The organism is Streptomyces hamibioticus, from assembly GCF_047946815.1.
GTDB lineage: Bacteria > Actinomycetota > Actinomycetes > Streptomycetales > Streptomycetaceae > Streptomyces.
The window spans coordinates 2,426,675-2,450,250 of the sequence record NZ_JBKKQY010000001.1 but is presented as its reverse complement, the minus strand read 5'-3'; the positions used below and the strand labels follow the sequence as shown (position 1 = coordinate 2,450,250).

Annotated in this window: 22 protein-coding genes, 1 pseudogene and 1 riboswitch; of the genes and pseudogenes, 10 read left to right on the top strand and 13 right to left on the bottom strand. The window is 70.9% G+C overall.

Annotation, left to right across the window (positions count from 1 at the left end):
- Positions 1-106: 106 nt before the first annotated feature.
- Positions 107-249, bottom strand: a riboswitch (cobalamin riboswitch).
- 77 nt (positions 250-326) lie between these two features.
- From ACLGIH_RS10835 to ACLGIH_RS10820, 4 genes are all read right to left on the bottom strand, one after another.
- Positions 327-833, bottom strand: a complete 507-nt coding sequence (locus ACLGIH_RS10835; protein WP_416525028.1) for a GNAT family N-acetyltransferase — start codon at positions 831-833, stop codon at positions 327-329.
- A gap of 140 nt (positions 834-973) precedes the next feature.
- Complete coding sequence (mctP, locus tag ACLGIH_RS10830) at positions 974-2,584, bottom strand: monocarboxylate uptake permease MctP (RefSeq protein ID WP_416525027.1); 1,611 nt, start codon at positions 2,582-2,584, stop codon at positions 974-976.
- Positions 2,581-2,838 carry a DUF3311 domain-containing protein gene (locus ACLGIH_RS10825; protein ID WP_416525026.1) on the bottom strand — a complete coding sequence of 86 codons (258 nt, stop codon included), beginning with the start codon at positions 2,836-2,838 and terminating at the stop codon, positions 2,581-2,583. The genes mctP and ACLGIH_RS10825 overlap by 4 nt, the downstream gene beginning before the upstream one ends.
- 174 nt (positions 2,839-3,012) lie before the next feature.
- Positions 3,013-3,786, bottom strand: coding sequence for a GntR family transcriptional regulator (locus ACLGIH_RS10820; RefSeq protein WP_416525025.1), 774 nt, complete (start codon positions 3,784-3,786; stop codon positions 3,013-3,015).
- A gap of 462 nt (positions 3,787-4,248) precedes the next feature.
- Between ACLGIH_RS10820 and ACLGIH_RS10815 the strand changes: the two genes are divergently transcribed.
- The 4 genes from ACLGIH_RS10815 to ACLGIH_RS10800 all read left to right on the top strand — a co-directional run bounded on the left by ACLGIH_RS10815 (position 4,249) and on the right by ACLGIH_RS10800 (position 9,059).
- Entirely contained in the window at positions 4,249-5,550 is a 1,302-nt protein-coding gene (locus tag ACLGIH_RS10815; protein ID WP_416525024.1) for a sugar ABC transporter substrate-binding protein, read from the top strand.
- Positions 5,551-5,688: 138 nt separating this feature from the next.
- Positions 5,689-6,681, top strand: a complete 993-nt coding sequence (locus tag ACLGIH_RS10810; RefSeq protein ID WP_416525023.1) for a carbohydrate ABC transporter permease — start codon at positions 5,689-5,691, stop codon at positions 6,679-6,681.
- The gene (locus tag ACLGIH_RS10805; protein WP_416525022.1) at positions 6,678-7,562 is read left to right on the top strand and encodes a carbohydrate ABC transporter permease; all 885 of its coding nucleotides are present in this window, start codon (positions 6,678-6,680) and stop codon (positions 7,560-7,562) included. The genes ACLGIH_RS10810 and ACLGIH_RS10805 overlap by 4 nt, the downstream gene beginning before the upstream one ends.
- Before the next feature lie 9 nt (positions 7,563-7,571).
- Positions 7,572-9,059, top strand: coding sequence for a glycoside hydrolase family 3 protein (locus ACLGIH_RS10800; RefSeq protein ID WP_416525021.1), 1,488 nt, complete (start codon positions 7,572-7,574; stop codon positions 9,057-9,059).
- Positions 9,060-9,160: 101 nt separating this feature from the next.
- Here ACLGIH_RS10800 and nagB read toward each other — a convergent pair whose 3' ends face one another.
- On the bottom strand, positions 9,161-9,946 hold the full coding sequence (gene nagB, locus ACLGIH_RS10795; RefSeq protein ID WP_416525020.1) for a glucosamine-6-phosphate deaminase: 786 nt from the start codon (positions 9,944-9,946) through the stop codon (positions 9,161-9,163).
- A 252-nt stretch (positions 9,947-10,198) separates the two neighbouring features.
- Positions 10,199-10,951 carry an SDR family oxidoreductase gene (locus ACLGIH_RS10790; RefSeq protein ID WP_416525019.1) on the bottom strand — a complete coding sequence of 251 codons (753 nt, stop codon included), beginning with the start codon at positions 10,949-10,951 and terminating at the stop codon, positions 10,199-10,201.
- An 87-nt stretch (positions 10,952-11,038) separates the two neighbouring features.
- Here ACLGIH_RS10790 and ACLGIH_RS10785 point away from each other — a divergent pair, with 87 nt between their 5' ends.
- On the top strand, positions 11,039-11,671 hold the full coding sequence (locus tag ACLGIH_RS10785; protein WP_416525018.1) for a TetR/AcrR family transcriptional regulator: 633 nt from the start codon (positions 11,039-11,041) through the stop codon (positions 11,669-11,671).
- A gap of 392 nt (positions 11,672-12,063) precedes the next feature.
- Entirely contained in the window at positions 12,064-13,530 is a 1,467-nt protein-coding gene (locus ACLGIH_RS10780) for a PAS domain-containing sensor histidine kinase (RefSeq protein ID WP_416529337.1), read from the top strand.
- 212 nt (positions 13,531-13,742) lie between these two features.
- On the opposite strand, the gene ACLGIH_RS10775 is transcribed toward ACLGIH_RS10780, so the two are convergent.
- Together ACLGIH_RS10775 and ACLGIH_RS10770 are read right to left on the bottom strand one after the other, a co-directional pair.
- A complete protein-coding gene (locus ACLGIH_RS10775) occupies positions 13,743-14,000 on the bottom strand; it encodes a WhiB family transcriptional regulator (RefSeq protein WP_003973730.1) in 258 nt (85 codons plus the stop codon).
- A gap of 318 nt (positions 14,001-14,318) precedes the next feature.
- Complete coding sequence (locus ACLGIH_RS10770; protein WP_416525017.1) at positions 14,319-15,287, bottom strand: diacylglycerol/lipid kinase family protein; 969 nt, start codon at positions 15,285-15,287, stop codon at positions 14,319-14,321.
- A gap of 115 nt (positions 15,288-15,402) precedes the next feature.
- Here ACLGIH_RS10770 and ACLGIH_RS10765 point away from each other — a divergent pair, with 115 nt between their 5' ends.
- Positions 15,403-15,858, top strand: a complete 456-nt coding sequence (locus ACLGIH_RS10765; RefSeq protein ID WP_416525016.1) for a hypothetical protein — start codon at positions 15,403-15,405, stop codon at positions 15,856-15,858.
- An 87-nt stretch (positions 15,859-15,945) separates the two neighbouring features.
- Here ACLGIH_RS10765 and ACLGIH_RS10760 read toward each other — a convergent pair whose 3' ends face one another.
- The 5 genes and pseudogenes from ACLGIH_RS10760 to ACLGIH_RS10745 all read right to left on the bottom strand — a co-directional run bounded on the left by ACLGIH_RS10760 (position 15,946) and on the right by ACLGIH_RS10745 (position 19,534).
- Entirely contained in the window at positions 15,946-17,061 is a 1,116-nt protein-coding gene (locus ACLGIH_RS10760) for an RNA polymerase sigma factor SigF (protein ID WP_416525015.1), read from the bottom strand.
- Between the two features lie 17 nt (positions 17,062-17,078).
- Positions 17,079-17,492 carry an ATP-binding protein gene (locus ACLGIH_RS10755; RefSeq protein WP_416525014.1) on the bottom strand — a complete coding sequence of 138 codons (414 nt, stop codon included), beginning with the start codon at positions 17,490-17,492 and terminating at the stop codon, positions 17,079-17,081.
- A 297-nt stretch (positions 17,493-17,789) separates the two neighbouring features.
- Positions 17,790-17,879: pseudogene (locus tag ACLGIH_RS35055) on the bottom strand (UBP-type zinc finger domain-containing protein); the annotation flags it as partial.
- A 160-nt stretch (positions 17,880-18,039) separates the two neighbouring features.
- Positions 18,040-18,933, bottom strand: a complete 894-nt coding sequence (locus ACLGIH_RS10750) for a 1-aminocyclopropane-1-carboxylate deaminase/D-cysteine desulfhydrase (protein ID WP_416525013.1) — start codon at positions 18,931-18,933, stop codon at positions 18,040-18,042.
- Positions 18,934-18,955: 22 nt separating this feature from the next.
- Positions 18,956-19,534, bottom strand: coding sequence for an N-acetylmuramoyl-L-alanine amidase (locus tag ACLGIH_RS10745; RefSeq protein ID WP_416529336.1), 579 nt, complete (start codon positions 19,532-19,534; stop codon positions 18,956-18,958).
- 308 nt (positions 19,535-19,842) lie between these two features.
- Here ACLGIH_RS10745 and ACLGIH_RS10740 point away from each other — a divergent pair, with 308 nt between their 5' ends.
- The 3 genes from ACLGIH_RS10740 (at position 19,843) to ACLGIH_RS10730 (ending at position 23,509) form a co-directional block, all read left to right on the top strand.
- Positions 19,843-21,249 carry a family 2B encapsulin nanocompartment shell protein gene (locus ACLGIH_RS10740; RefSeq protein ID WP_416525012.1) on the top strand — a complete coding sequence of 469 codons (1,407 nt, stop codon included), beginning with the start codon at positions 19,843-19,845 and terminating at the stop codon, positions 21,247-21,249.
- Positions 21,250-21,333: 84 nt separating this feature from the next.
- The gene (locus tag ACLGIH_RS10735; RefSeq protein ID WP_416525011.1) at positions 21,334-22,473 is read left to right on the top strand and encodes a family 2 encapsulin nanocompartment cargo protein polyprenyl transferase; all 1,140 of its coding nucleotides are present in this window, start codon (positions 21,334-21,336) and stop codon (positions 22,471-22,473) included.
- Positions 22,474-22,903: 430 nt separating this feature from the next.
- Positions 22,904-23,509, top strand: coding sequence for a GNAT family N-acetyltransferase (locus ACLGIH_RS10730; RefSeq protein ID WP_416525010.1), 606 nt, complete (start codon positions 22,904-22,906; stop codon positions 23,507-23,509).
- The last annotated feature ends 67 nt before the right edge of the window (positions 23,510-23,576 follow it).

Here is a 23,576-nt window from a genome sequence, read left to right as displayed (position 1 = left end):
TCGGCACTGGGCCTTGTGGAGGGCAGGGGGCAGCTCACGAGCGCGCGCGGCGTCGCGTCCACCGGCCCATTCCACGAGGCCCGGACGTCAGGGCACCCGGACCGGACGGCCGGGCGCACTGTCGGCAGGTCCTCGGACTGAACAGGCGTATGGGCACACGGCACGCGTATGGACACACGCAAGTACACCGTTGCGGGACAGTTCCGGATTCGCACCGGATTCCCCTGCGGCGACAGCGAGCATGAGCATACATCTTGTGCCGGGTTCCGGTGGCACCCCCAGATGTTGTGTCCTGGGTGGGGCGTCCGGCGCTGCCGCCGGTGGTGTCAGAGCGTCAGCTCGTAGGTGATCAGCGTGATGTCGTCGATCTGCGGGAGCGGATTCCAGTCCCGCTCGGGCGTGCGGGCGAAGCCCAGACGACCGTAGACCCGGTGCGCGGCGTGCATGGTGCGCTGGCTCGACAGCACGATCCGCACGCAGCCCTCCACGGCCCGCGCCCGGTCGACGCAGGCACGGACGAGGGCCTCCCCGGCGCCCCGGCCACGGGCCGCCCGGGCCACGGCCAGCATCCGTATCTCCGCCTCGCCCGGCCCGGCGATGTCGGCCATCGGACCGCCGGACGGCACGAAGGTGACCCCGCCCAGCAGCTCCTCGCCGTCCACGGCGACCAGCACCTCGGCCGCCGCGGCCCGCTTCGCCACGTCCCTCAGTTCACCGAGGTAGGCGTCGCTCTCCCCGAAGTCCAGCAGCCCGTCCTGGAGATAGGCCTGCGCGGTGATCTCGCCGAGAGCGCGGTACTCGGCGGGGTCCGCCCGCCGGATGACGATGTCCATGGCCCCGAGTCTGCCCGACCGGTACGACAACGGGCCGCCGGATTTCTCCGACGGCCCGTGCGTCGATGTGCGGCTCCGCCGCGTGGGCGCGCTCGGCCGCAACCGAGCGGCGGACGAACGGCGACCCCAGCGCGAGGACCTCAGTGTGAGGACCCCGCGGTGGCCGGCGGCAGCTCGACCTGCACGCCCGGGTCCCCGGCGTCCGCCGTGTAGTCCTCGGGCTTGGTCTCGTCCACCCCGTCCGGGGCCTTGACGGCCCGCAGGACCAGCGTCAGCACCACCGTGACGACGACGTTCAGCACGAAGGCCGTGAGGCCGATGTACCCGATCTCGCCGATGCCCGGGATCTCCTTGGAGGAGCCGCCGAAGTGCTTCTGCGTCGGCGTCGAGACGCCGTACGCGGCGAGCGTGCCGTAGACCATGCCGACGGCCCAGCCGGCGAGCAGCGCCCAGCGGTGGAACCAGCGGGTGAACAGGCCGCCGACCAGGGCCGGGAAGGTCTGCAGGATCCAGATGCCGCCGAGCAGCTGGAAGTTGATGGCCACCGTCTTGTCCATGCCGAGGACGAAGACCAGCGCGCCCACCTTCACGAGCAGTGAGACCAGCTTGGAGACCCGGGTCTCCTCCTTGGGCGTGGCGTCCGGCTTGATGAAGTCCTTGTAGATGTTGCGGGTGAAGAGGTTCGCCGCCGCGATGGACATGATCGCCGCCGGGACCAGCGCGCCGATGCCGATCGCCGCGAAGGCCACGCCCGCGAACCAGGCCGGGAACATGTTCTCGAACAGCTGCGGGATCGCCAGCTGGCCGTTCTCCACCGTCACCCCGGCCGCGATCGCCATGAAGCCCAGCAGCGCGAGCATGCCCAGCATCAGCGAGTACAGCGGCAGGATCGTGGTGTTGCGCCGGATCACCTCACGGCTGCGCGAGGACAGCGTCGCGGTGATCGAGTGCGGGTACATGAACAGCGCGAGCGCCGAGCCCAGGGCCAGGGTCGCGTACGTCCACTGGCCGGCCTCGGGCGGCACCAGGCTGCCCTTGCCGCTCTCGGTGAACTTGTCCTCGGCCGAGGCGAAGATGTCGTCGAACCCGCCCAGTTTGATCGGGATGTAGATGATGGCCACCGCGATCACTATGTAGATCAGCGTGTCCTTGACGAACGCGATCAGGGCGGGGGCGCGCAGCCCCGACGAGTAGGTGTACGCCGCGAGCACGCCGAAGGCGATCAGCAGCGGCAGGTCCTTGATGAACCAGTTGGTGTCCTCGCCGCCGCCGATGCCCATCACGTCCAGCACGGCCTGGATGCCGACCAGCTGGAGCGCGATGTACGGCATGGTCGCCAGGATGCCGGTCAGGGCCACCGCCAGCGACAGGCCCTTCGAGCCGAACCGGCCGCGCACGAAGTCGGAGGTCGTCACGTAGCCGTGCTTGTGCGAGACCGACCACAGGCGGGGCAGGAAGGTGAAGATCAGCGGGTAGACCAGGATGGTGTACGGCACCGCGAAGAAGCCGGCCGCGCCCGCCGCGTAGATCGCGGCCGGGACGGCGACGAAGGTGTACGCCGTGTAGAGGTCGCCGCCGAGCAGGAACCAGGTGATCCAGGTGCCGAACGAGCGGCCGCCTAGGCCCCATTCGTCGAGGCTGTGCTCGTTCTCGGCCTTGCGCCAGCGCGCGGCCAGGAAGCCCAGGACCGTGACGAGCAGGAAGAAGAAGACGAAGACGCCGAGTGCGACGCCGTTCACGCCGTCGTTCACCGCTGCCCACCTCCCCGGCGGGCGCGCTGGTCACGCTGCCAGAGCTGGTACGCGACCATCGTCAGCGCGGTGGAGATGACCACCCACGCCATCTGGTACCAGTAGAAGAACGGGATGCCGATGAACTCCGGGTCGGCCTTGGCGTACGAACCGACCCACAGCATGGCGACGAACGGTGCGGCGAGGCAGAGGCCGATCACGACGCGCATCGGCGTCACCACCGGCTCTCTGTTCGCCTTTGAGGCTTGTGACATCTGGCGGCTCCGTCCCCTCACTGATCACCTGGTGCGATGAGCAGGCAATGTAGGTGACGGCGTCATGACAGCGGAACCCCTCGTCCGCATATCGGTACCGCTTTCCACAGGCTCTCTACGGAGCCCTCCGCATGAGGCCCGGCGGTGGCTGCTGCCGGACATCCGGGGCGCCCTTCAGGGGCGTTCCTCCTGCGGGCGCTTGAGCCGGGCGACGAACTTGTAGCGGTCGCCCCGGTACACCGAGCGCACCCACTCCACCGGCCGGCCCTCCCGGTCCAGCGAGTGCCGGGAGAGCATCAGCATCGGCAGGCCGACGTCGGTGCCGAGCAGCCCCGCCTCGCGCGGGGTCGCCAGCGAGGTCTCGATGGTCTCCTCGGCCTCGGCGAGATGGACGTCGTACACCTCGGCGAGCGCGGTGTACAGGGAGGTGTACTTGGCCAGGCTGCGGCGCAGTGCGGGGAAGCGCTTGGCGCTCAGATGCGTGGTCTCGATGGCCATCGGCTCGCCGTTGGCCATGCGCAGCCGTTCGATGCGCAGCACCCGGCCGCCGGTGGTGATGTCCAGCAGCCCGGCGAGCCGGTCGTCGGCGGTGATGTAGCCGATGTCGAGCAGCTGCGAGGTGGGTTCGAGGCCCTGGGCGCGCATGTCCTCGGTGTACGAGGTGAGTTGCAGGGCCTGGGACACCTTGGGTTTGGCGACGAAGGTGCCCTTGCCCTGGATGCGCTCCAGCCGTCCCTCGACGACCAGTTCCTGGAGGGCCTGGCGCACCGTCGTGCGCGAGGTGTCGAACTCGGCGGCCAGCGTGCGCTCGGGCGGGACGGGGGTGCCCGGTGCCTGCGTCTGCGTCATGTCGAGCAGATGCTTCTTCAGTCGGTAGTACTTGGGCACGCGCGCGGTACGGACGGTCGTCCCACCCTCGTTCTCCGCACTGCTGACGTCGGTGCTCATGCTCTGCCTTCCCGGCTCCGGGTGCCGAACCGACCGACATCCGCCATCGGCCACGGCTCACATCGTGGCACGGCATCGTACGGGGTCTTCGCTGGGTTCTCCGCACGCTCCGTGATCCCTTCTGTATACCTGCGGTGCTCCCGTTGGTCTAGTCCACCGCGCCGGGCGGCCCCGGTGGTCCGCGCGAACAGGTCCGGTCCACCGGGTCCCGCGGCACCGGTGGTACACCCGGCGGCACTCCGTCCGTTTGGTCGCTTGCGGAATGAAAGGTCCCTGCATATCTCGGTCACATCACGGAGGCCTGGAGCGTGGTTGAACACCCTTGACAGCCCTATTGGTCTGGGCCAAGCTCCCCGTACTGGTCTACACCATTGGTCCAGGTCCCGGCCCCAGAGGCGGTTTACGCGTCGACGCACACCGCGGGGAGGCAGGGGGGTTTGTGGCATCCCTGAGGAGGGTGGCGTGAAGCGCAAGCTGATAGCCGCGATCGGTATCGCGGGCATGATGGTCTCCATCGCGGCGTGCGGGGGATCCGGCGACGAGGCGTCCGGGCAGGACCCGAAGGACCGCAAGGGCGAACTCACCGTCTGGCTCATGGTGGACGCCCAGAGCAGCTGGCCGGAGCTGGTCAAGCAGGCCAACGCCGACTTCAACAAGAAGTACCCCGGCGTCAAGGTCAACGTCCAGTACCAGCAGTGGGCCGACAAGACCAAGAAGCTCGACGCCGCTCTGTCCGGCGACAAGTTCCCCGACGTGGTCGAGCTGGGCAACACCGAGACGATGACCTACATCCTCAACGGTGCCCTCGGCGAGGTCGACCCGAAGAAGTACGACAACTCGGACACCTGGATCGAGGGTCTGAAGGACACCTGCACCTACGAGGGCAAGCTCTACTGCGTCCCGTACTACGCCGGTGCGCGCGTCGCCATCTACAACAAGGACATGTTCAAGGCCGGCACCGGCTCGGAGGAACTGCCCACCACCGAGGCCGGCCTGTTCAAGGCGCTCGACAAGGTCCAGGACAAGTACAAGAAGGACAACGCCTTCTCCCCGCTGTACCTGCCGGGCCGCTACTGGTACGCCGCCATGTCCTACGTCGCGGCGTACGGCGGCCAGATCGCCACCTACGACGAGGGCGGCAAGGAGTGGAAGGCCTCCCTGTCCACCCCGGAGGCGCAGAAGGGCATCCAGCACTTCGTCGACCTGGTCAAGAAGTACAACAACGGCGACCAGACCAAGGACGAGCAGGACCACGCCAACGTCATGGCCAACGAGAAGACGGCCCTGATCTACGGCAACGGCTGGGAGGCCGGCAGCGTCGTCGACTCGAAGACGAACGGCAACCCGAAGCTGGAAGGCAAGATCGCCGTCGCGGGCATGCCCGGCCCGGAGGGCAAGACCCTGCCCTCCTTCATCGGCGGCTCCGACCTGGCCACCATCTCCAAGTCCGACCAGCAGGACCTGGCGCAGGACTGGATCTCGATGTTCACCAGCGAGAAGTCCCAGGCCGCGCTGGCCGAGAAGGACATCCTGCCCAACAACACCAAGCAGCTGGAGCCGCTGAAGGCCAAGCCCGAGACGGCTCCGATCGCCAACGCGGTCCCCGACGCCTGGTTCACCCCGATCGCCCCCGGCTGGGCCGCGATCGAGAAGAAGGAGACCCTCGAGACGATGCTGCTCGACATCCTCAAGGGCAAGTCGGTCGCCGAGGCCACGAAGGCGGCGGACGCGGAGATCAACTCGCTGATCAACGAGACCGCCTGATCCGCCGGCCCCCACTCTCGTTGACCTCCGGTGCCTTGTCCGGCCGTTCGGCCGGGCAAGGCCGGTTGGGTGTGCCGGCCGCACGGGGCGCGTCGGCCACCGCCCAGACGCAGTTCCTTCGAACGGAAGGCCAGCACAGTGAGTGCCGCCGACATCAAAGCAGCCGAGCCGGAGGCGTCCGCACCGCGGGCGCGCGACGGTGACGGCCCGGCACCGTCCACACCTCGGCGGAGCCGGTGGACCAACGGGCCGCTGCTGCCCTACCTGCTGATCGCTCCGGCTGTCGTGGCCCTCGCCGCGGTGTTCGCCTGGCCGCTGACCAAAACCGTCATCATGTCCTTCCAGGACGTCGGCCGGCGGGAACTGTGGACGGGCGAGGCCGCCGAGTGGGTCGGCTTCGAGCAGTTCGCCAACATCCTCGGCGACGGGGAGTTCTACGACGTCCTGTGGCGCACCATCGTGTTCATGGTCGTGTGCGTCGTGGCCACGATGGCCGTCGGGCTGTTCCTCGCGCACTCCATGCAGCGCATGACCAAGACCGTGCGCCTGCTGCTGACGGGCGCGCTGATCGCGGCCTGGTCGCTGCCGCTGCTGGTCGCCACCTCGATCTTCCGCTGGTTCGCCGACTCCGACTACGGCGTCGCCAACATGGTGCTCACCGAGTACTTCGGCCTGGACTTCCAGGGCCACAACTGGTGGCTCGACCCCAAGCAGGGCTTCCTGATGATCGGCGCCGTGGTGGTGTGGGGCGCGGTGCCGTTCGTCGCCGTCACCCTGTACGCCGCGCTCACCCAGGTGCCGGCCGAACTGGAGGAGGCCGCGAAGCTCGACGGTGCCGGGCGCGCCGGGGTCTTCCGCTACGTGACCTGGCCGGTGATCAAGCCCGTCTTCCAGATGGTGGCCACCCTCTCGGTCATCTGGGACTTCAACGTCTTCGGCCAGATCTTCCTGATGCGCGGCAACAAGCCGGAGCCCGAGTACAACCTGCTCGGCCTCTACTCCTACGAGAAGGCCTTCGAGTCCAACTCCTTCAGCCAGGGCGCCGCCATCGCGCTGATCACCGTGCTCCTCCTGTCCGGCGTGGCCGTCTACTACCTGCGCCAGCTGCTCAAGATCGGAGAGGTCGAGTGAGCAACACGACCGCCACCACCGTGCCGGGCGCGACGGCGCCCGCCTACCGGCCCGACCGCAAGAAGCGCAGCCGGCACCTCTACAACGCCGTCGGAATCGTCGCCTTCGTGGTGATGGCCTTCCCGGTCTACTGGCTGGTGATCAGCGCTCTGCGCCCCAACCACGAGATCCGGTCCTACGACCAGACGCTGTGGCCGTCGTCCCTCACCCTGGACAACTTCTCCCGGGCGATCGACGCGCCCAACTTCGGCACCGCGATCCAGTCCAGCCTCATCATCTGCGTGACCGCTGTCGTCGGCGCGATGATCCTTTCCACGATCGCGGCCTTCGCCATCGGGCGCTTCCGGTTCGCCGGCCGCAAGGTCTTCATGATCGTGCTGCTTCTGGTGCAGTTGCTGCCGCCGACCACCATGCTCATCCCCCTCTACATCCAGTTGAACGACCTGGGCGCGATCAACGAGTACTGGGGCGTCATCATCATCTACCTCGTCTCCACGCTGCCGTTCGCGACCTGGATGATCCGGGGGTTCGTCGTGAACATTCCCAAGGAGCTGGAAGAGGCGGCGATGGTGGACGGCTGCTCCCGCATGGGCGCCTTCTGGCGGGTGATCTTCCCGCTGCTCGCCCCCGGTCTGGCGGCGGCGTCGATCTTCTCCCTGATCAACGCGTGGAACGAGTACCTGCTCGCCTACATCGTGCTGCAGGACAACGACAAGTACACACTCAACGTCTGGCTCATGAACTTCACCACCGACCGCGGAACCGACTACGGCGCCCTGATGGCCGCTTCGACACTGATCGCCATACCGGTCGTCGCTTTCTTCATGATCGTCCAGAAGAAGATGGCCGCCGGCCTCACCTCCGGCGCCGTGAAGGGATAACGCCACCCGATGACGACACTCGCCAGTGGTACCGACACCCTCACGCGCGACGCGCTGACGGTTCTCCAGCCGGGCTTCACCGGCACCACCGCCCCCGACTGGCTGCTGCGCCGCCTCGGTGAGGGCCTGGCCTCCGTCGGCCTGTTCGGCCGGAACATCGCCTCGCCCGAGCAGCTGGCCACCCTGACCGCGCAGCTGCGCGCCGAACGCGACGACGTACTGGTCGCGATCGACGAGGAGGGCGGTGACGTCACCCGGCTCGAGGTGCGCACCGGTTCCTCCTTCCCCGGCAACCACGCGCTCGGCGCGGTGGACGACGTGGAGCTGACCGAGCAGGTGGCGGCCGAACTCGGCCGCCGCCTGATGGCCTGCGGGGTGAACTTCAACTGGGCCCCGTCGGCCGACGTCAACGCCAACCCGGACAACCCGGTGATCGGCGTACGGTCCTTCGGAGCCGACCCCGCTCTGGCCGCCCGGCACACCGCCGCCTACGTCACCGGCCTGCAGTCGGCGGGCGTGGCGGCCTGCGCCAAGCACTTCCCCGGCCACGGGGACACGGCCGTCGACTCCCACCTCGCGCTGCCGCGCATCGACGCGGACGCGTCCGTGCTGACCGAGCGCGACCTCGCCCCGTTCCGCGCGGCGATCGCCGCCGGGGCGCGCGCGGTGATGAGTGCCCACATCCTGGTCCCGGCCCTGGACCCGGACCGCCCGGCCACCCTCTCCCGCCGCATCCTCACCGGACTGCTCCGCGGCGAACTCGGCTACGACGGTCTGATCGTCACCGACGGCATGGAGATGCAGGCCATCGCCGGCACGTACGGCATCGAGCGCGGCAGCGTCCTGGCCGTCGCGGCGGGTGCCGACGCGATCTGCGTGGGCGGCGGCCTCGCCGACGAGGAGATCGTGCGCCGGCTGCGCGACGCCCTGGTCGCGGCGGTGCGCGCGGGGGAGCTGCCCGAGGAGCGGCTCGCGGACGCGGCGGAACGCATCCGCCGGCTGGCCCGGTGGACCGGGGCCACCGCCCCGGCCGGCACGGCGCCCGGCGCCGCTCACGAGGTCGGCCTGCGCGCGGCCCGCCGCGCCCTGGAGGTCACCGGCACGGCCTCCTTCACCCCGCTCACCGAAGCGCCCTACGTCGCCTCCCTCACCCCGGTCGCGAACATCGCGGTCGGCGACGAGACCCCCTGGGGCGTCGCCGCCGAGCTCGCCCGGCTGCTGCCCGGCACCGAGACCGGCGGCTTCACCGGCGCCGACGCCGGGCACGAGGTGCTGGAGGCGGCCGGGCCGCGCCGCATCGTGGCCGTCGTCCGCGACGAGCACCGCCATCCCTGGATGGCGGCGGCCCTCGACACCCTGCTCAAGGCCCGCCCCGACACCGTCGTCGTCGAGATGGGCGTGCCCCAGGCCGAGCGCCGCGGCGCCCTGCACCTGGCCACCCACGGCGCGGCCCGCGTCTGCGGCCGTGCGGCGGCGGAGGTCATCGCGGGCGCGTAGCTCGCCGTCGGTGCGGGCGCGTAGCTCGCTCCCGGTACGACGCAGGCGCCGGCCCTTCCCCGGGGAGGAGGGCCGGCGCCTGTGCCATGGGGGCGTGCGGGTCAGATGCCCTGCCACTCCGGCTTGTTGGCGTAGGTGTGCCGGAAGTAGTCGGCCAGCTTCAGCTTGGACGCGGCGGCCTCGTCGACCACGACCGTGGCGTGCGGGTGGAGCTGGAGCGCCGAGGCGGGGCACACCGCCGCGACCGGCCCCTCCACCGTCGCCGCCACCGCGTCCGCCTTGCCTTCGCCGGTGGCGAGCAGCACCAGGTGCCGGGCCTCCAGGATCGTGCCGATGCCCTGCGTGATCACGTGATGCGGCACCTGCTCGATGTCACCGTCGAAGAAGCGCGCGTTGTCCACCCGGGTCTGCTCCGTCAGCGTCTTGATCCGCGTCCGGGAGGCCAGCGAGGAGCAGGGCTCGTTGAACCCGATGTGCCCGTCGGTCCCGATCCCGAGCAGCTGGAGGTCCACCCCGCCGGCCTCGGCCAGCGCCCTGTCGTACGCCTCGCACGCCGCCTGGACGTCCGCGGCCGTGCCGTCCGGCCCCATGAACGCGTCCATGCCGATCCCGAGCGGTTCCAGCACCTCGCGCCGGAGCACCGAGCGGTAGGACTCCGGATGCTCGGCCGGCAGGCCCACGTACTCGTCGAGCTGGGCGATCCGCGCCGCCGAGGTGTCCACGGCACCCGAGCGCACCTCGGCCGTGAGCGCCTCGTACACGGGCAGCGGCGTCGAGCCCGTGGCCACCCCGAGCAGGGCGTCCGGCTTGCGCCTGAGCAGCTGGGCCATGGCCTCGGCGATCAGCTCGCCGCCCGCCTTGGCGTCCGGGACGATGACAACTTCCACGCTGGCCTGCCGTTCTGAAGAAGGGGACTCGAGGACACCCGGAAGGGCTGTGTGGTTTAGACCAATCTAACAGAGGGGTGTCTCTCGTCCCAGGTTTCCGGCCGGGCCGCCGCCCCGCCACCGCGGCGACGGATGGCCCCGCCACCGGGGAGGCGGTTCGCGCCCACCGCGGAGACGGTTCGCGCCCGCCATGGCGGAGGCGGTTCGCGCCCGCCATGGCCGTGGCGGTGGTGCCCGTCGTGGCCGCGGCGGCTACGTGAGCGAACCCCCCGTCGCGTCCACCCAGCTCCCCGTGACCCACCGGCCGGCGTCCGAGGCCAGGAACGCCACCACGTCGGCCACCTCGGCCGGGCTGCCCACCCCGCCCAGCGCGGACAGTGCCGCCGCCTTGGCCCAGCCGTCCGGGCTGCCGTGCAGCAGCTCGGCCGTGTTGTCCGTGTCGATGACACCGGGAGCCACCGAGTTCACCGTGATGCCCCGGGCGCCCAGCACCTTGGACAGGTCGCGGGAGAGCACGTCCAGCGCGCCCTTCGTCATCGCGTACGCCACGGTGTCCGGCATCACCGCGGTGCGGGCGAGGCCCGAGGAGACGTTGATGACCCGGCCGCCGTCGCGCAGCCGGCCCAGACCGTGCTTGAGGAGGAAGAAGGGTGCCTTCACGTTCACCGCGAAGACCCGGTCGTACTCCTCTTCCGCTATCTCCCCGATCGGGCTGGTGCTGCCGATGCCCGCGTTGTTCACCAGGATGTCCAGCCCGTCCGCGTGGCGGTCGAACCGGGCCCACAGCGCCTCGGCATCGCCCGGCACGCCCAGTTCGGCGCCGATCGTGAACGCCGACCCGCCCGCCGCCTCGATGGCGGCCACCGTCTCCTTCGCCGCCGTCTCGTTCCTGCCGTAGTGCACCGCGACCCGCGCGCCGTCGCGCCCCAGCCGCTCGGCGATGCCCCGTCCGATGCCCCTGCTCGCCCCCGTGACGAGAGCCGTCCTGCCCGTCAGCACGCCCATACCGGCGCCCCCTTCGATTTATCTAGCGGTCGCTACAGAAATGACCGTACACCAGTGCCCAGACCTTTCTCTAGTGCCCGCTATAAAATGCACTCCATGGTGAGCAGCGACAGCAAGGCCGACCGTCCGCCGCGTCCCCGCGGCAGGCCCCGCTCCTTCGACCGGGCGACGGCCCTGGAGAAGGCCCTGATGGCCTTCTGGGAGCACGGCTACGAGGCCACATCCGTCTCCGACCTGACCCGCGTCATGGACATCGGCGCACCCAGCCTCTATGCCGCCTTCGGCGACAAGCGCTCCCTGTTCGAGGAGGTCGTCCGGGTCTACGGCGCGCAGTACGGCTCCTTCGGCGACCGTGCCCTGGCCGAGGAGCCGACCGCGCGGGCGGCGATCGAGCGGATGCTGCGCGAGGCGGCCGTCGAGTACACGGCCCCCGGCCGCCCGCACGGCTGCCTCGTCATCCACGCGGGTGCCAACTGCTCCACCCCGGAGGTCGAGCAGTCCCTGCGCGAGCGGCGCAACGCCAACATCGTGGCGTTCGAGCGCCGTATCAGGGCCGATGTCGCCGCGGGAGTGCTGCCGGCGGACACCGACGCCGCCGCGCTCGCCCGGCACACCGGGGCGGTGATCCAGGGCATGTCACAGCAGGCGCGCGACGGAGCGAGCCGGGCGGAGCTGGAGGCGCTCGCCGAAATTGCCCTCGCCGTGTGGCCCCGCTCATGAGCCAACAGGGTTAGGCTTCTGCCGGGTGCCCGGACGTCCGAAGAGCCGCCGGAGCGTGACAAGGGCAAACACGCTCCAGCGCATGGACACGGACAGTGGTCTAGTCCACAATGGGCACCGCAAGGTGAATGTCAGGCTTCCGCCTTCCCCGCACAGGAGGGCGGACCGAGGATCCGGAGCTCTCTGCCCTGACTGCCCCGGCTCCTCGACCTTCGGCCGACCGGGACCGCACACCCCACGGCCGATATTGCTCCGGGCTGCGGTGCCGAGAGGGTTGAGGGTCCCTCTCAGGCGCCGCGGCCCGCGGGTGTTTCCGGGGCCGGTACCCAGGCGTGCACGGCCGATTCCGATCGCCCTGCGAACCGCCAGGTACGCTCGGCCACGTGCCCTCCATGAACGAACTGGTCCGCCAGCACACCGCCCTCGACGACTCCGACCTCGAGTGGCTCCATCTGCTGGTCTCGGAGTGGCAGCTCCTCTCCGACCTCTCCTTCGCCGACCTCGTCCTGTGGGTCCCCACCCGCGACGGCACCCGGTACGTCTCGGTGGCCCAGATGCGCCCGAACACCGGCCCCACCTCCTACCAGGACGACATGGTCGGCCACCTCGTCCCGCGTGGCCGGCGCCCCATGCTGGACGCGGCGCTGGACGAGGGCCGGATCGTGCGCGAGGGCGACCCGGAGTGGCGCGAGGAAGTCCCGGTCCGCGTCGAGTCCATCCCCGTCCGGCGGCAGGGCCGCGTCCTCGGCGTGATCGCCCGTAACACCAACCTGCTCACCGTGCGCACCCCGAGCCGCCTCGAGCTGACGTACCTGCAGAGCGCCTCCGACCTCGCACAGATGATCGCGGCCGGCGCATTCCCGTTCGAGAACCAGCAGCTCGACATGGACGCCTCGCCCCGCGTCGGCGACGGACTGATCCGGGTGGACGCGGACGGCATCGTGCAGTACGCCTCCCCGAACGCGCTGTCCGCCTACCACCGCATGGGCCTGGCCGCCGACCTGGTCGGCCACCACCTGGGCACGGTCACCGCCGAACTCGCCCCGAGCCGCGGCCCGGTGGACGAGGCGCTGGCCAAGGTGGCCAGCGGATGGGCGCCGCGCGAATTCGAGATCGAGGCCAACGACGGCGTGATCCAGTTCCGCGCCATCCCGCTCAAGCCGAAGGGAACCCGCATCGGCTCCCTGGTGCTGCTGCGGGACGTCACGGAACTGCGCCGCCGTGAACGCGAGTTGCTCACCAAGGACGCCACCATCCGGGAGATCCACCACCGGGTGAAGAACAACCTCCAGACGGTGGCCGCCCTGCTCCGCCTCCAGGCCCGCCGCATCGGGTCCGACCGCGGGCGGGAAGCGCTGGAGGAGGCCGTGCGCCGGGTCGGGTCGATCGCGATCGTGCACGAGACGCTGTCTCAGAACCTCGACGAGCGGGTGGAGTTCGACGAGATCGCCGACCGGGTCCTGGCGATGGTCGCCGAGATCTCACCGGGCAAGGTCAACGGCCGGCGCACCGGTCGCTTCGGCATCCTGGACGCCGAGGTGGCCACCCCCCTGTCGATGGTGCTGACCGAGGTGCTGCAGAACGCCCTGGAGCACGGTTTCCGCGAGGGCGACACCGGCACGGTCGAGGTCTCCGCACTCCGTGGGGGGACGTCGAAGGAGGCCCGCCTGCTGGTCACGGTCCAGGACGACGGCGTGGGCCTGCCCGAGGGCTTCGACCCGCACCGCGCCGGAAACCTCGGGCTGCAGATCGTCCGCACCCTGGTCGAGGGGGAGCTGGGCGGCACCTTCGACATGGTCCCGGCTCCCGAGCGCGGCACCCGCGTCATCCTGGACATCCCGGTTCCGCCGCAGAAGTAGGGCCGGTCGCCGTCCGTCGCCGACGGCCGGCACGCGGACAGCAATAAGCCCCGGATCACCGTCGATCCGGGGCCAGTGCTCGCTGCTTCAAGCTGCGCGTTGGGGGTACTGCGCGCTGCGGCTCGGGGGCGGGGTGTGCGCACTCGCTGTCTACGAAGTAATGCCGCAAGGCACACGCGCCGCCAAGCTCAGGCTGTTGCGGGGCGGGTGTGTCAGGCGGAGGCCTGACGGGCCCGGTTGCGGGCGGCGCGGCGCTTCATGGCGCGGCGCTCGTCCTCGCTGAGACCACCCCAGACGCCGGAGTCCTGGCCGGACTCGAGCGCCCACTGCAGACACTGCTCCATAACCGGGCAGCGACGGCAGACGGCCTTGGCTTCCTCGATCTGCAGCAGCGCAGGACCGGTGTTGCCGATGGGGAAGAAGAGCTCGGGGTCTTCCTCGCGGCAAACGGCGCGGTGACGCCAGTCCATGGCTGCTACCTCTCCTTGGTGTTACTGCAGGGTGCTTGTGAATGTGAACGCTTTCACGAATCCCTCAACAAGGGAAGGGCCTACCGCCAGGTTCCCTGGCGTGGTCCTGTGATTTGAAGAGGGGTTCCGGTGATCTGTGGGGGCCGATGTTGCGGGCCGTCCCGATCGCCACGTAGAGACTCGCAAACCTCAGCGGCGGATACAACCCCTTCCGGAAGATTTTTTTTGATTCATCGGTGTCGAGTAGGTCACAGCCGTACTTCCATGGGGTGGACCCTGGCCTAAACGTTCGAGTGAAAGGACTTTCGCCTGTTCCGCTCACACAATCACACGCAGTGCACGGCGTACGCCTGTGAACGTCACGCTCCGACGCAGCCCCAGGTGGTCACCGTCCATCTGAAGCGGCAGTGGCACCTTCGAATGCAAGGTGAACTCGGTCAGATCGTGCAGCGAGAGGGCATGCCTGCCCCGCGGGCCGCGCTCGGGGGACGAAGTGAGCAACTGGGTGCCATACCGGGCAACCGCGGCCGTGGACAGGCGGCGCAGGCCGAAGACGTCGAGTCCGGTGTCGAACGAGGCCTCGGGCGACGCGTAGATCGGGCGATTGCCCAGGAACGTCCACGGGGAGGTGTTCGCGACTATGGACAGCACCAGATCGGTGACGGGTTCCTCGCCGGCCCGCTCCAGGGTGATCGTCCCGCTCCTGCGATGCGGCTCGCCGATCAGTTGGCGCACCACCTGCCGCACGTACAGGGCGTGCGTCGACTTCTTCCCGCGTTCGCGGTGCTGCTCGACCCGGCCGACCACACCGGCGTCGAAGCCGAGACCGGCGTTGAAGGTGAACCAGCGGGCCGGCACCGCCTCGTCCTCCGAGCCCGGCGTGCCGGAGGTCAGACCCAGCCCGACGGTGCGCTCACGGCCCTCACGCAGCGCGTCCAGCAGGGCGCCGGTGGCCTCCACCGCGTGGTTGGGCAGGCCCAGGGCGCGGGCGAAGACGTTGGTGGAACCGCCGGGGACCACCGCGAGGCCGGGCAGGTGCTCGGGCGCGGGGCCGGCGTGCAGCAGGCCGTTGACGACCTCGTTGACCGTGCCGTCGCCGCCGAGGGCCACGACCAGATCGATGTCGTCGCTCAGCGCCGCGTGCCGGCCCAGGTCGCGCGCGTGCCCGCGGTACTCGGTGGTCACCGCCTCCAGCTTCATCTCACTGGCGAGCGCATGGATCAGCACGTCGCGCGTACGCGCACTCGTGGTGGTTGCCGCCGGATTGACCACGAGAAGTGCACGCATGCGTTGCAGGGTACCTACTGGGCGGTACCGGGCCCAGACCGAGGTGTGGATCGGGTAAGGACGGGCGCGTGAGGCGCGACCCGGGCGCCCGGAGCGCGCGGGCTACCCTTCAGGGGTGAGCAGTGAGCAGACCCCCACCCCAGAAGCCGCCGTCTCCGCCGAAGAGGCGGGTCCCCGCCCCGGCCGGCTGACCGCGGCCGCCGCCCTCGCCGCGCTGGAGGGTCTCGCGCTCGTCGTCGGCGGCGCGTGGATGCTCGTGGCGGGGCTCACGGGGAACCCGGACGACCGGACGCAGGCCGTCACCGGCGGCGTCACCCTGATCGTCCTCGCCCTGCTGCCGCTGCTCGCCGCCCGCGGGCTGCTGGCCCGGCGCGGCTGGAGCCGGGGGCCCGCCGTGATCACGCAGATCCTGGCACTGCCCGTGGCCTACAACCTGCTCCAGGCCGACAGTATCGCCATCCCGGCCGGGATCGTGCTCGGCGTCGTGGCCGTCACGGCGCTCGTCCTGCTGGTGAACCCCGAGACCACCAGGGCGCTCGACATCCGGGGGCCGGGCAGCGCGCGGAAGTAGCGCACGGGGCCCGGCCGGGTCCCCCGGGCCGTCCGGGGGCGTCGGCTCGCCGCCCCGAGGGGCAGTGCCTGCTCCTCGGCCACCGGCCTACTCCTCGACCAGCAGCTTCTCGCGCAGCTGCGCCAGTGTGCGCGCCAGCAGACGTGACACGTGCATCTGGGAGATGCCGACCTCCTGGGCGATCTGCGACTGGGTCATGTTGCCGAAGAAGCGCAGCAGCAGGATCCGCTTCTCCCGGGGCGGCAGGTCCTCCAGCAGCGGCTTGAGCGATTCGCGGTACTCCACGCCCTCCAGCGCCTCGTCCTCGGCGCCGAGGGTGTCGGCGACCGCCGGGGACTCGTCGTCGGTGTCGGGCACGTCCAGGGACAGCGTGGAGTACGCGTTGGCCGACTCCAGGCCCTCCAGGACCTCCTCCTCGGAGATCGCCAGCTTCTCGGCGAGTTCGTGGACCGTGGGGGAGCGGCCGTGCAGCTGGGACAGCTCCGCCGTGGCCGTCGTCAGGGCGAGGCGCAGCTCCTGCAGCCGGCGCGGGACGCGCACCGCCCAGCCCTTGTCGCGGAAGTGCCGCTTGATCTCGCCGACGACCGTCGGGGTCGCGTAGGTGGAGAACTCCACGCCGCGGTCCGGGTCGAAGCGGTCGACCGACTTGATCAGCCCGATGGTGGCGACCTGGGTGAGGTCGTCCAGGGGCTCGCCGCGGTTGCGGAAGCGGCGTGCGAGGTGTTCCACGAGCGGCAGGTGCATGCGGACCAGCTGGTTGCGCAGCTCCGCGTATTCCGGGCTGTCCTTCTCCAGCCCGCGCAGCTCGGCGAACCTGGCACGTGCCCCGCTGCGGTCCTGCGGGTCGTGATGCGTACCGGGAACGCTCCGCGCGCGGGGCGCGTCGTCCTCGGAGTGTCGCTCGTGCTCGCTCATCGTCCCGCCCGTAGCCCTTTCCGGAGCCCTCGCCTCCGCTCGGTCGGGCCGGACGCGGGTGATCCCGGTCCGCCCGTCCGCAGGCGTGTTCTGCACGGCACCGCCCCCGTCCACGTCTCCGCCCCGCTGTCCGCCGTCCGGGACGCCCGCCTCGGTGGCGGCGTCCTCGGGGTGCGGGCGGGCCTGCTCCGGGATGGCGTCGATGCCGTCCGCCATGCGTCGGGCGCCGCTCGGCGAACGTGTGCCCTCGGCCGGCAGCTCCTGTGTGCCGCGCTCTTCGTCACGCACCGGCCCGTCCCCGTTCCTCACTGCGGCCCGGGTCCCGCGCCGCGTTGTTTGTAGAGGCTGATCGAAACGGTTTTGTCCTCGTCCACGGCGGAGGAGACCTTGCCCGCGAGGGCGGACAGGACGGTCCAGGCGAAGGTGTCCCGCGAAGGGGCGTGACCGTCCGTGGTCGGCGCCGAGACGGTGACCTCGAGCGAGTCGTCGACGAGTCGGAAGACGCAGCTGAGGACCGAGCCCGGCACGGCCTGCTGGAGCAGGATCGCGCACGCCTCGTCCACTGCGATGCGCAGGTCCTCGATCTCGTCGAGGGTGAAGTCCAAACGGGCCGCGAGGCCGGCCGTCGCCGTACGCAGCACCGACAGGTAGGCACCCGCAGCCGGCAGCCGGACTTCCACGAAGTCCTGGGTCGCGGGCTCGCCTGCGATCTGGGACACCCTCACCTCCAAGGTGGTACAAGCGTTTCAGGGCCGAGGGTCGTCCCTCGGGTAACGCGGTGACGCGATACGTGGTTCAGCCGTGACGTTATCGCGCTCCGAACTTTCCTGTCCCCGAGACCCCAACCCCTTGCTGTCACTCATAGTAAACACATGAACACGCACAGTGGCTAGGGGTCGGGCGGGCTCAAATCGGAGGAGCGCGCGCCGGATTGACGTACCCAGACGTCAGACGGTCGAACCGTCCTGGATCGCGGTCACACGAGTACGTGGTCCACGAAGCACCGGCGCCAGTTCGGTGCCCCCGGTCGGACACCCCGGACAGGTGTCGGTCAGGGGGGAGGGTTCCGGGTGCGGCAGCGCGTCGGCGTGCGTGCACTGTTTCATGATGGCCAGGTTACGACGGGTGTGCGCAAGGCCGCGCGGAATAAGGAGGCGGGCGGGAGCGCCTCGGCCAGGGCGGCCCCGTCACCGGCGAGTCCGTGGCCGACACCTGCCGGCGGCCGTCCCGGGAGGTGACCGGCGCCGGCCGCTCGCCCCGGGGAGGTCAGGGGAAGGGGCGGCCCGTGATCACCGCGGCCAGCGTCGTCCCGCGCGGGAAGGCGCCCTCTTCCGTCAGGACGAGCAGGCCGTGCAGCAGCTTGGCCACGTAGAGGCGCTCCACGGCCAGCCCGTGGCGGCGTTCGAAGTCGGCGGCGAAGGCGTCCAGCCCGGGCGGGAGGCGCCCGTAGCCGCCGCAGTGGAAGCGGTCGACCACCTGCCAGTCGCCCCGCGGCGAGCCGAAGGCCTCCTCCTGGAGCCGCCGTACGTCACCGGACAGGAAGCCGCCCTTGAGCACGGCGACGCCGAGTGCCCGCTGGCCGGGGGAGAGGCCGGCCGCCAGCCCGGCGAGCGTCCCGCCGGTGCCGCAGGCGACGGCGGCCACGTCGGCCCGGTCGCGCAGTTCCTCGCCGAGGGCCCGGCAGCCGCGCACCGCGGCGGCGTTGCTGCCGCCCTCGGGGACGACGCAGGCGTCCCGCGCGTCGCACGCGCGCAGGATCGCGGCCAGGGTGCCGGGCTCGGCCTTGCGCCGGTACGTCGATCTGTCGACGAAGTGCAGCCGCATCCCGTCGGCGGCGCACCGGGCCAGGGACGGGTTCAGCGGCCGGTCCGCCAGCTCGTGGCCGCGCACCACGCCGACCGTCGGCACACCCAGGAGCCGGCCCGCGGCGGCGGTGGCGCGCAGGTGGTTGGAGTAGGCGCCGCCGAAGGTGACGACCGGCCGGCCGCCCGCCGCCGCGAGATTCGGTACGAGCTTGCGCCACTTGTTGCCCACCAGCTCCGGGTGGACGAGATCGTCGCGCTTGAGGAGCAGACGGACACCCCGGCCGTCGAACCGGTCGTCCCGTACCTCCCGCACGGGCGACGGCAAACGGGGCTGCAGGGCGTCCGGGCCGGTCACCGCACCATTGTCGGACACCCGCTCACTTCAGCCGGTCCCGGATCCGGGCCCGCATCGACGCCATCGTGAACCCCCTGGGGTCCACCTTTCCCGGCTGCCACTCCAGGTGGCCGATGACGGAGCGCTCGTTCCAGCCGTGACGGCGGCAGACCGCGGCGGCGGCTCTCTCGACGGCCTCCAGCTGGGCGGCGGGCCAGGGGTCCCTGCCGTCGCCGAGGTTCTCGCACTCGAAGCCGTAGAAGTAACGGTTGCCGTCGGTGTTCGCCTCGTTGTCCGGCGGCAGCCCCTTCTCCGCGATCACCGCGCGTAACACGTCGTCGTCGCCCAGGCCGGCGTGGTTGGCCCTCCCGTATCCGACGAGGTGGACCCGCCCGTCCTTGGTGATCACGCCGTGGCACAGCGGGCCGGGCAGCCCCTCGTAGCCCTTCCGGCAGATCTCGACGGTCCGGGCGCTGCCCTTGGTCACGGTGTGGTGGATCATCACGCCGTGAACCGGGCCCCACGGGCCCTTGTGGTTCCGGTTGTGGGTCCGCCAGCCGCCGACCTCGACGACGGTCAGGCCCTCCGCCTTCAGCGCTTTGAGGAAACTGCTCGCGGACATGGGTGTCGCCATGGACCCGCTCCTTCGTGACACGGCCGCCGCCCGGCGCGGCGCGCTCGTACGGTGGCTATACCGAAGCGGAGCGCGGCCTACTACTCGTTCGGTCCGTGTGCGAGCCGATCCGGACATCGTCCGAAGTTCCGGACGGCGCACGCCGGTTGAACGGGGCCCCATGTGTGCCCCGGCGGCCGGTGATCCATTCCCGCTCTTTCGGGTAATAGCACCAACACCCTCGGTGAGGAAGGCTGGTCCGTGCACATCGATGCCGGGTGCAGATGCGTCCGGCATGACCGGGAGGGCAATTCCTTATGTCGGTAGGCGAAGAGGTCCGCACCGAGCAGACCAGGCCGCAGCAGAGCCTCGGCACGGCGGCCGCGCGGAACCTGGCCACCACGACCAAGTCCGTTCCTCAGATGCAGGAGATCAGCTCCCGCTGGCTGCTGCGCATGCTGCCCTGGGTGGACATCCAAGGCGGCACCTACCGGGTGAACCGGCGTCTGACCTTCGCCGTGGGCGACGGGCGGCTGACATTCGTCAAGACCGGCGACCAGGTCGAGGTGGTCCCCGCGGAGCTGGGCGAGCTGCCGGCGCTGCGGTCGTACGAGGACGAGGAGGTGCTCTCGGAGCTCGCCCGGCGCTGCGAGCAGCGGGAGTTCGGCCCCGGTGAGGTCATCACCTCGTTCGGCAGCCGGTCCGACGCGGTCTACCTGCTGGCGCACGGCAGGGTGGAGAAGGTCGGCACCGGTCCCTACGGAGAGGACGAGTCCCTCGGAATCCTGGCCGACGGCTCCTACTTCGGGGCCGAGGCACTGCTCGACGGGGACGCGATCTGGGAGTACACCGCTCGCACGATTACCGCCTGCACCGTGCTCGTGCTGCCCCGCCAGGAGCTCGACCAGGTCGCCGAGCGCTCGGACACCCTGCGCGAGCACCTCGAGGAGCGGCGCTCGGTGCCCGAACAGCGCACCAACAAGCACGGCGAGAAGGAGATCGACCTCGCCGCCGGCCACAGCGGCGAGCCGGACATCCCGCACACGTTCGTCGACTACGAGGCCAAGCCGCGCGAGTACGAACTGAGCGTCGCCCAGACCGTCCTGCGCATCCACACGCGCGTGGCCGACCTGTACAACCAGCCGATGAACCAGACGGAGCAGCAGATCCGGCTGACCGTCGAGGCGCTGAAGGAGCGCCAGGAGCACGAGCTCATCAACAACCGCGAGTTCGGCCTGCTGCACAACTGCGAGTACGACCAGCGCATCCAGCCGCACGACGGTGTGCCGGGCCCGGACGACATGGACGAGCTGCTCAGCAGGCGGCGCGGCACCAAGCTCTTCCTCGCCCACCCGCGCGCGATCGCCGCCTTCGGCCGTGAGCTCAACAAGCGGGGACTCGTCCCGGAGACGATCGACATCGCCGGCAACCGCATCCCCACCTGGCGGGGCGTGCCGATCTTCCCGTGCAACAAGATCCCGGTCACCGACGCCCGTACGTCCTCGATCATCGCGATGCGTACCGGCGAGGGCGACCAGGGCGTCATCGGTCTGCGGGCCACCGGCATCCCGGACGAGATCGAGCCGAGCCTGTCGGTGCGCTTCATGGGCATCAACGAACAGGCCATCATCAAGTACCTGGTGACGGCCTACTACTCGGCGGCCGTCCTCGTGCCGGACGCGCTCGGCGTCCTGGAGAACGTCGAGATCGGCCGCTGGCGGTGACCCTTCCTTCCGCACGCCGTGTCCCCGTCCGTCCGGGCGGGTACACCCCGGGTACGGAGGTGGCCCCATGGGCGAGGTGAATCCATGACGGAGACCCGGCAGTGCACCACCGAGCCGCCGCGCACCACCGGAGCACCGGAGAGGCGCGGGCCCATCGGCACGCAGAAGGACCACGGACCGGAGGCGGGCGCATCCGACGGGCCCGAGGCGGAGGTGCTGCTGCGGCAGGCGCGGGCCGCAGTCGATCCCCAGCTGCGGACCGCGATCGCGTCGCTGCCCGGTGCCCTGAGCAGGATCGCGCAGTACCACTTCGGCTGGCAGCACGTGGACGGCACACCGGCGACGGGCAGCGCGGGCAAGGCGATCCGTCCCGCGCTCGTCCTCGCCTCGGCCGCCGCGCTCGGCGGGCCGGGGGCCCGCGCCGAGGCCGTGCGGGCGGCAGCGGCGGTGGAGCTGGTCCACAACTTCACCTTGCTGCACGACGATGTGATGGACCGCGACACCACCCGCCGCCACCGTCCCACCGCGTGGACCGTGTTCGGCGACGCCGACGCCATCCTCGCGGGCGACGCCCTCCAGGCGCTGGCCCTGCGGCTGCTCACCGGGGACCCGCACCCGGCGTCCCCGGCGGCGGCCACCCGGCTCGCGGACTGCGTGGTGGAGCTGTGTGCCGGGCAGCAGGCGGACACGGCCATGGAACGGCGCGGACCGGCCGAGGTCACCCTCGAGGAGACGCTCGCCATGGCCGAGGCCAAGACCGGCGCGCTGCTGGGCTGTGCCTGCGCCCTGGGCGCGCTGTACGCGGGTGCGGCGGACGAGGACGTGGACGCCCTGGACGCGTTCGGCCGCGAGGCGGGGCTCGCCTTTCAGCTCATCGACGACATCATCGGCATATGGGGCGATCCGAGCCGCACCGGCAAGCCGGTCGGTGCGGACCTGGCCGCCCGCAAGAAGTCGCTCCCGGTGGTCGCCGCGCTCGCCTCGGGCACCCTGGCCGCCGCCGAACTCGCCGAGCTGTACACGCGACCGTACGACAAGGACGAGGAGGACCTGGAGAACACCGCGCTGGCCGTGGAGCGGGCGGGGGGCCGGGACTGGGCCCAGGCCCAGGCCGCCGACCGAATGGCCCGGGCGATGCAGGAACTGGCCCGTGCGGTGCCCGCCCCCGAGGCGGCCGGCGGCCTGCTGGCGCTGGCCGAGTTCGTGACCCGGCGCAGCACCTGACGGCCCACGGACCCCGGTGACGGGCGGACCGGTGACCGGCGGCCTCGACGGGGCAGCGGTCCGGCGGTCCGGATGACCGCCAGCCCCGACCACCGGCGGTCCCGACGACCGCCAGCCCCGACAGACCGACCAACGCCCGACGACCGGCGGCCGATGGCCGGAGACCGGCGGTAGCCCCGGCGGCCCGGTGCCCGGCCGCCGCCACCGGTCCCGACGGCCGCCCAGCGGACTCCGGAGCCACGACAGGGCCGTACGGACCTGACACCGTACGGCCGCACCGCCCTCGGCTCCGGTACGGCGGGCCCCGCACTTCCCCACGGTGTGCGGGGCCCGTCTTCTGCTCCCGCCGGACTTCCGCCCCGTTCACCCGCCAGGCGGCGGATAGGCTTCAACGGCCAGACGGACAGGGCCGGTTGATGCGGAGGCGGACATGGGCGTGGCGATACGGACCGCGGGGGAGGCCGACCGCGACCTGGTGGTCCGGCTGCTGGACGCGGCCTTCCAGGACGACCCGGTGAGCGGCTGGGTGTTTCCCGGCGAGGAGCACCGGCGCACGACCCACCACAGGCTCATGGCCGCCTTCACCGACGCCGTGCTCGCCGAGGGGCGCATCGACCTCACCGAGGACGGTTCGGCCTGCGCGCTGTGGCTGTCCGTGCCCGCCGGCGCCCACGGGGGCGAGGGCGACGACGGCTTCGCCCAGGTGCGCGAGGCCGTCGATCCGGACAATGAGCGGGTGGAGCTGATCGGCCGGCTGACGGCCGGCATCCATCCCTCCGGCCGGGCCCACACGTATCTGTGGATGATCGGAGTGGCGCCGGGACGGCAGGGCGAGGGGCTCGGCACCGCCCTCATCGAGTCGGCCCTCGACCGCTGTGACCGCGAGGGGCTCCCCGCCTACCTGGAGGCGAGCAACGCCCGCAGCCGCCGACTGTACGAACGCCTCGGCTTCGCGTTCACGGGCCGGGCCCTGGAGTTGCCGGACGGCCCTGCGATGTGGCCGATGTGGCGCGAGCCGCGCCGTCCGGCGCGCTGAGCCGCAGGCGGAACCCTCCCTCTCACTTTGGCGCTCGGGCAGCTCCCGCGACGGAATCGGCTTGTAA

What these genes read in the sequence shown, in the direction of transcription:
- ACLGIH_RS10835 (WP_416525028.1), bottom strand. Translation starts at nt 833, where the DNA reads ATGGACATCGTCATCCGGCGGGCGGACCCCGCCGAGTACCGCGCTCTC.
- ACLGIH_RS10825 (WP_416525026.1), bottom strand. Translation starts at nt 2,838, where the DNA reads ATGTCACAAGCCTCAAAGGCGAACAGAGAGCCGGTGGTGACGCCGATG.
- ACLGIH_RS10820 (WP_416525025.1), bottom strand. Translation starts at nt 3,786, where the DNA reads ATGAGCACCGACGTCAGCAGTGCGGAGAACGAGGGTGGGACGACCGTC.
- ACLGIH_RS10800 (WP_416525021.1), top strand. Translation starts at nt 7,572, where the DNA reads ATGACGACACTCGCCAGTGGTACCGACACCCTCACGCGCGACGCGCTG.
- ACLGIH_RS10790 (WP_416525019.1), bottom strand. Translation starts at nt 10,951, where the DNA reads ATGGGCGTGCTGACGGGCAGGACGGCTCTCGTCACGGGGGCGAGCAGG.
- ACLGIH_RS10785 (WP_416525018.1), top strand. Translation starts at nt 11,039, where the DNA reads ATGCACTCCATGGTGAGCAGCGACAGCAAGGCCGACCGTCCGCCGCGT.
- ACLGIH_RS10780 (WP_416529337.1), top strand. Translation starts at nt 12,064, where the DNA reads ATGAACGAACTGGTCCGCCAGCACACCGCCCTCGACGACTCCGACCTC.
- ACLGIH_RS10775 (WP_003973730.1), bottom strand. Translation starts at nt 14,000, where the DNA reads ATGGACTGGCGTCACCGCGCCGTTTGCCGCGAGGAAGACCCCGAGCTC.
- ACLGIH_RS10770 (WP_416525017.1), bottom strand. Translation starts at nt 15,287, where the DNA reads ATGCGTGCACTTCTCGTGGTCAATCCGGCGGCAACCACCACGAGTGCG.
- ACLGIH_RS10745 (WP_416529336.1), bottom strand. Translation starts at nt 19,534, where the DNA reads ATGTCCGCGAGCAGTTTCCTCAAAGCGCTGAAGGCGGAGGGCCTGACC.
- ACLGIH_RS10740 (WP_416525012.1), top strand. Translation starts at nt 19,843, where the DNA reads ATGTCGGTAGGCGAAGAGGTCCGCACCGAGCAGACCAGGCCGCAGCAG.
- ACLGIH_RS10735 (WP_416525011.1), top strand. Translation starts at nt 21,334, where the DNA reads ATGACGGAGACCCGGCAGTGCACCACCGAGCCGCCGCGCACCACCGGA.
- ACLGIH_RS10730 (WP_416525010.1), top strand. Translation starts at nt 22,904, where the DNA reads ATGGGCGTGGCGATACGGACCGCGGGGGAGGCCGACCGCGACCTGGTG.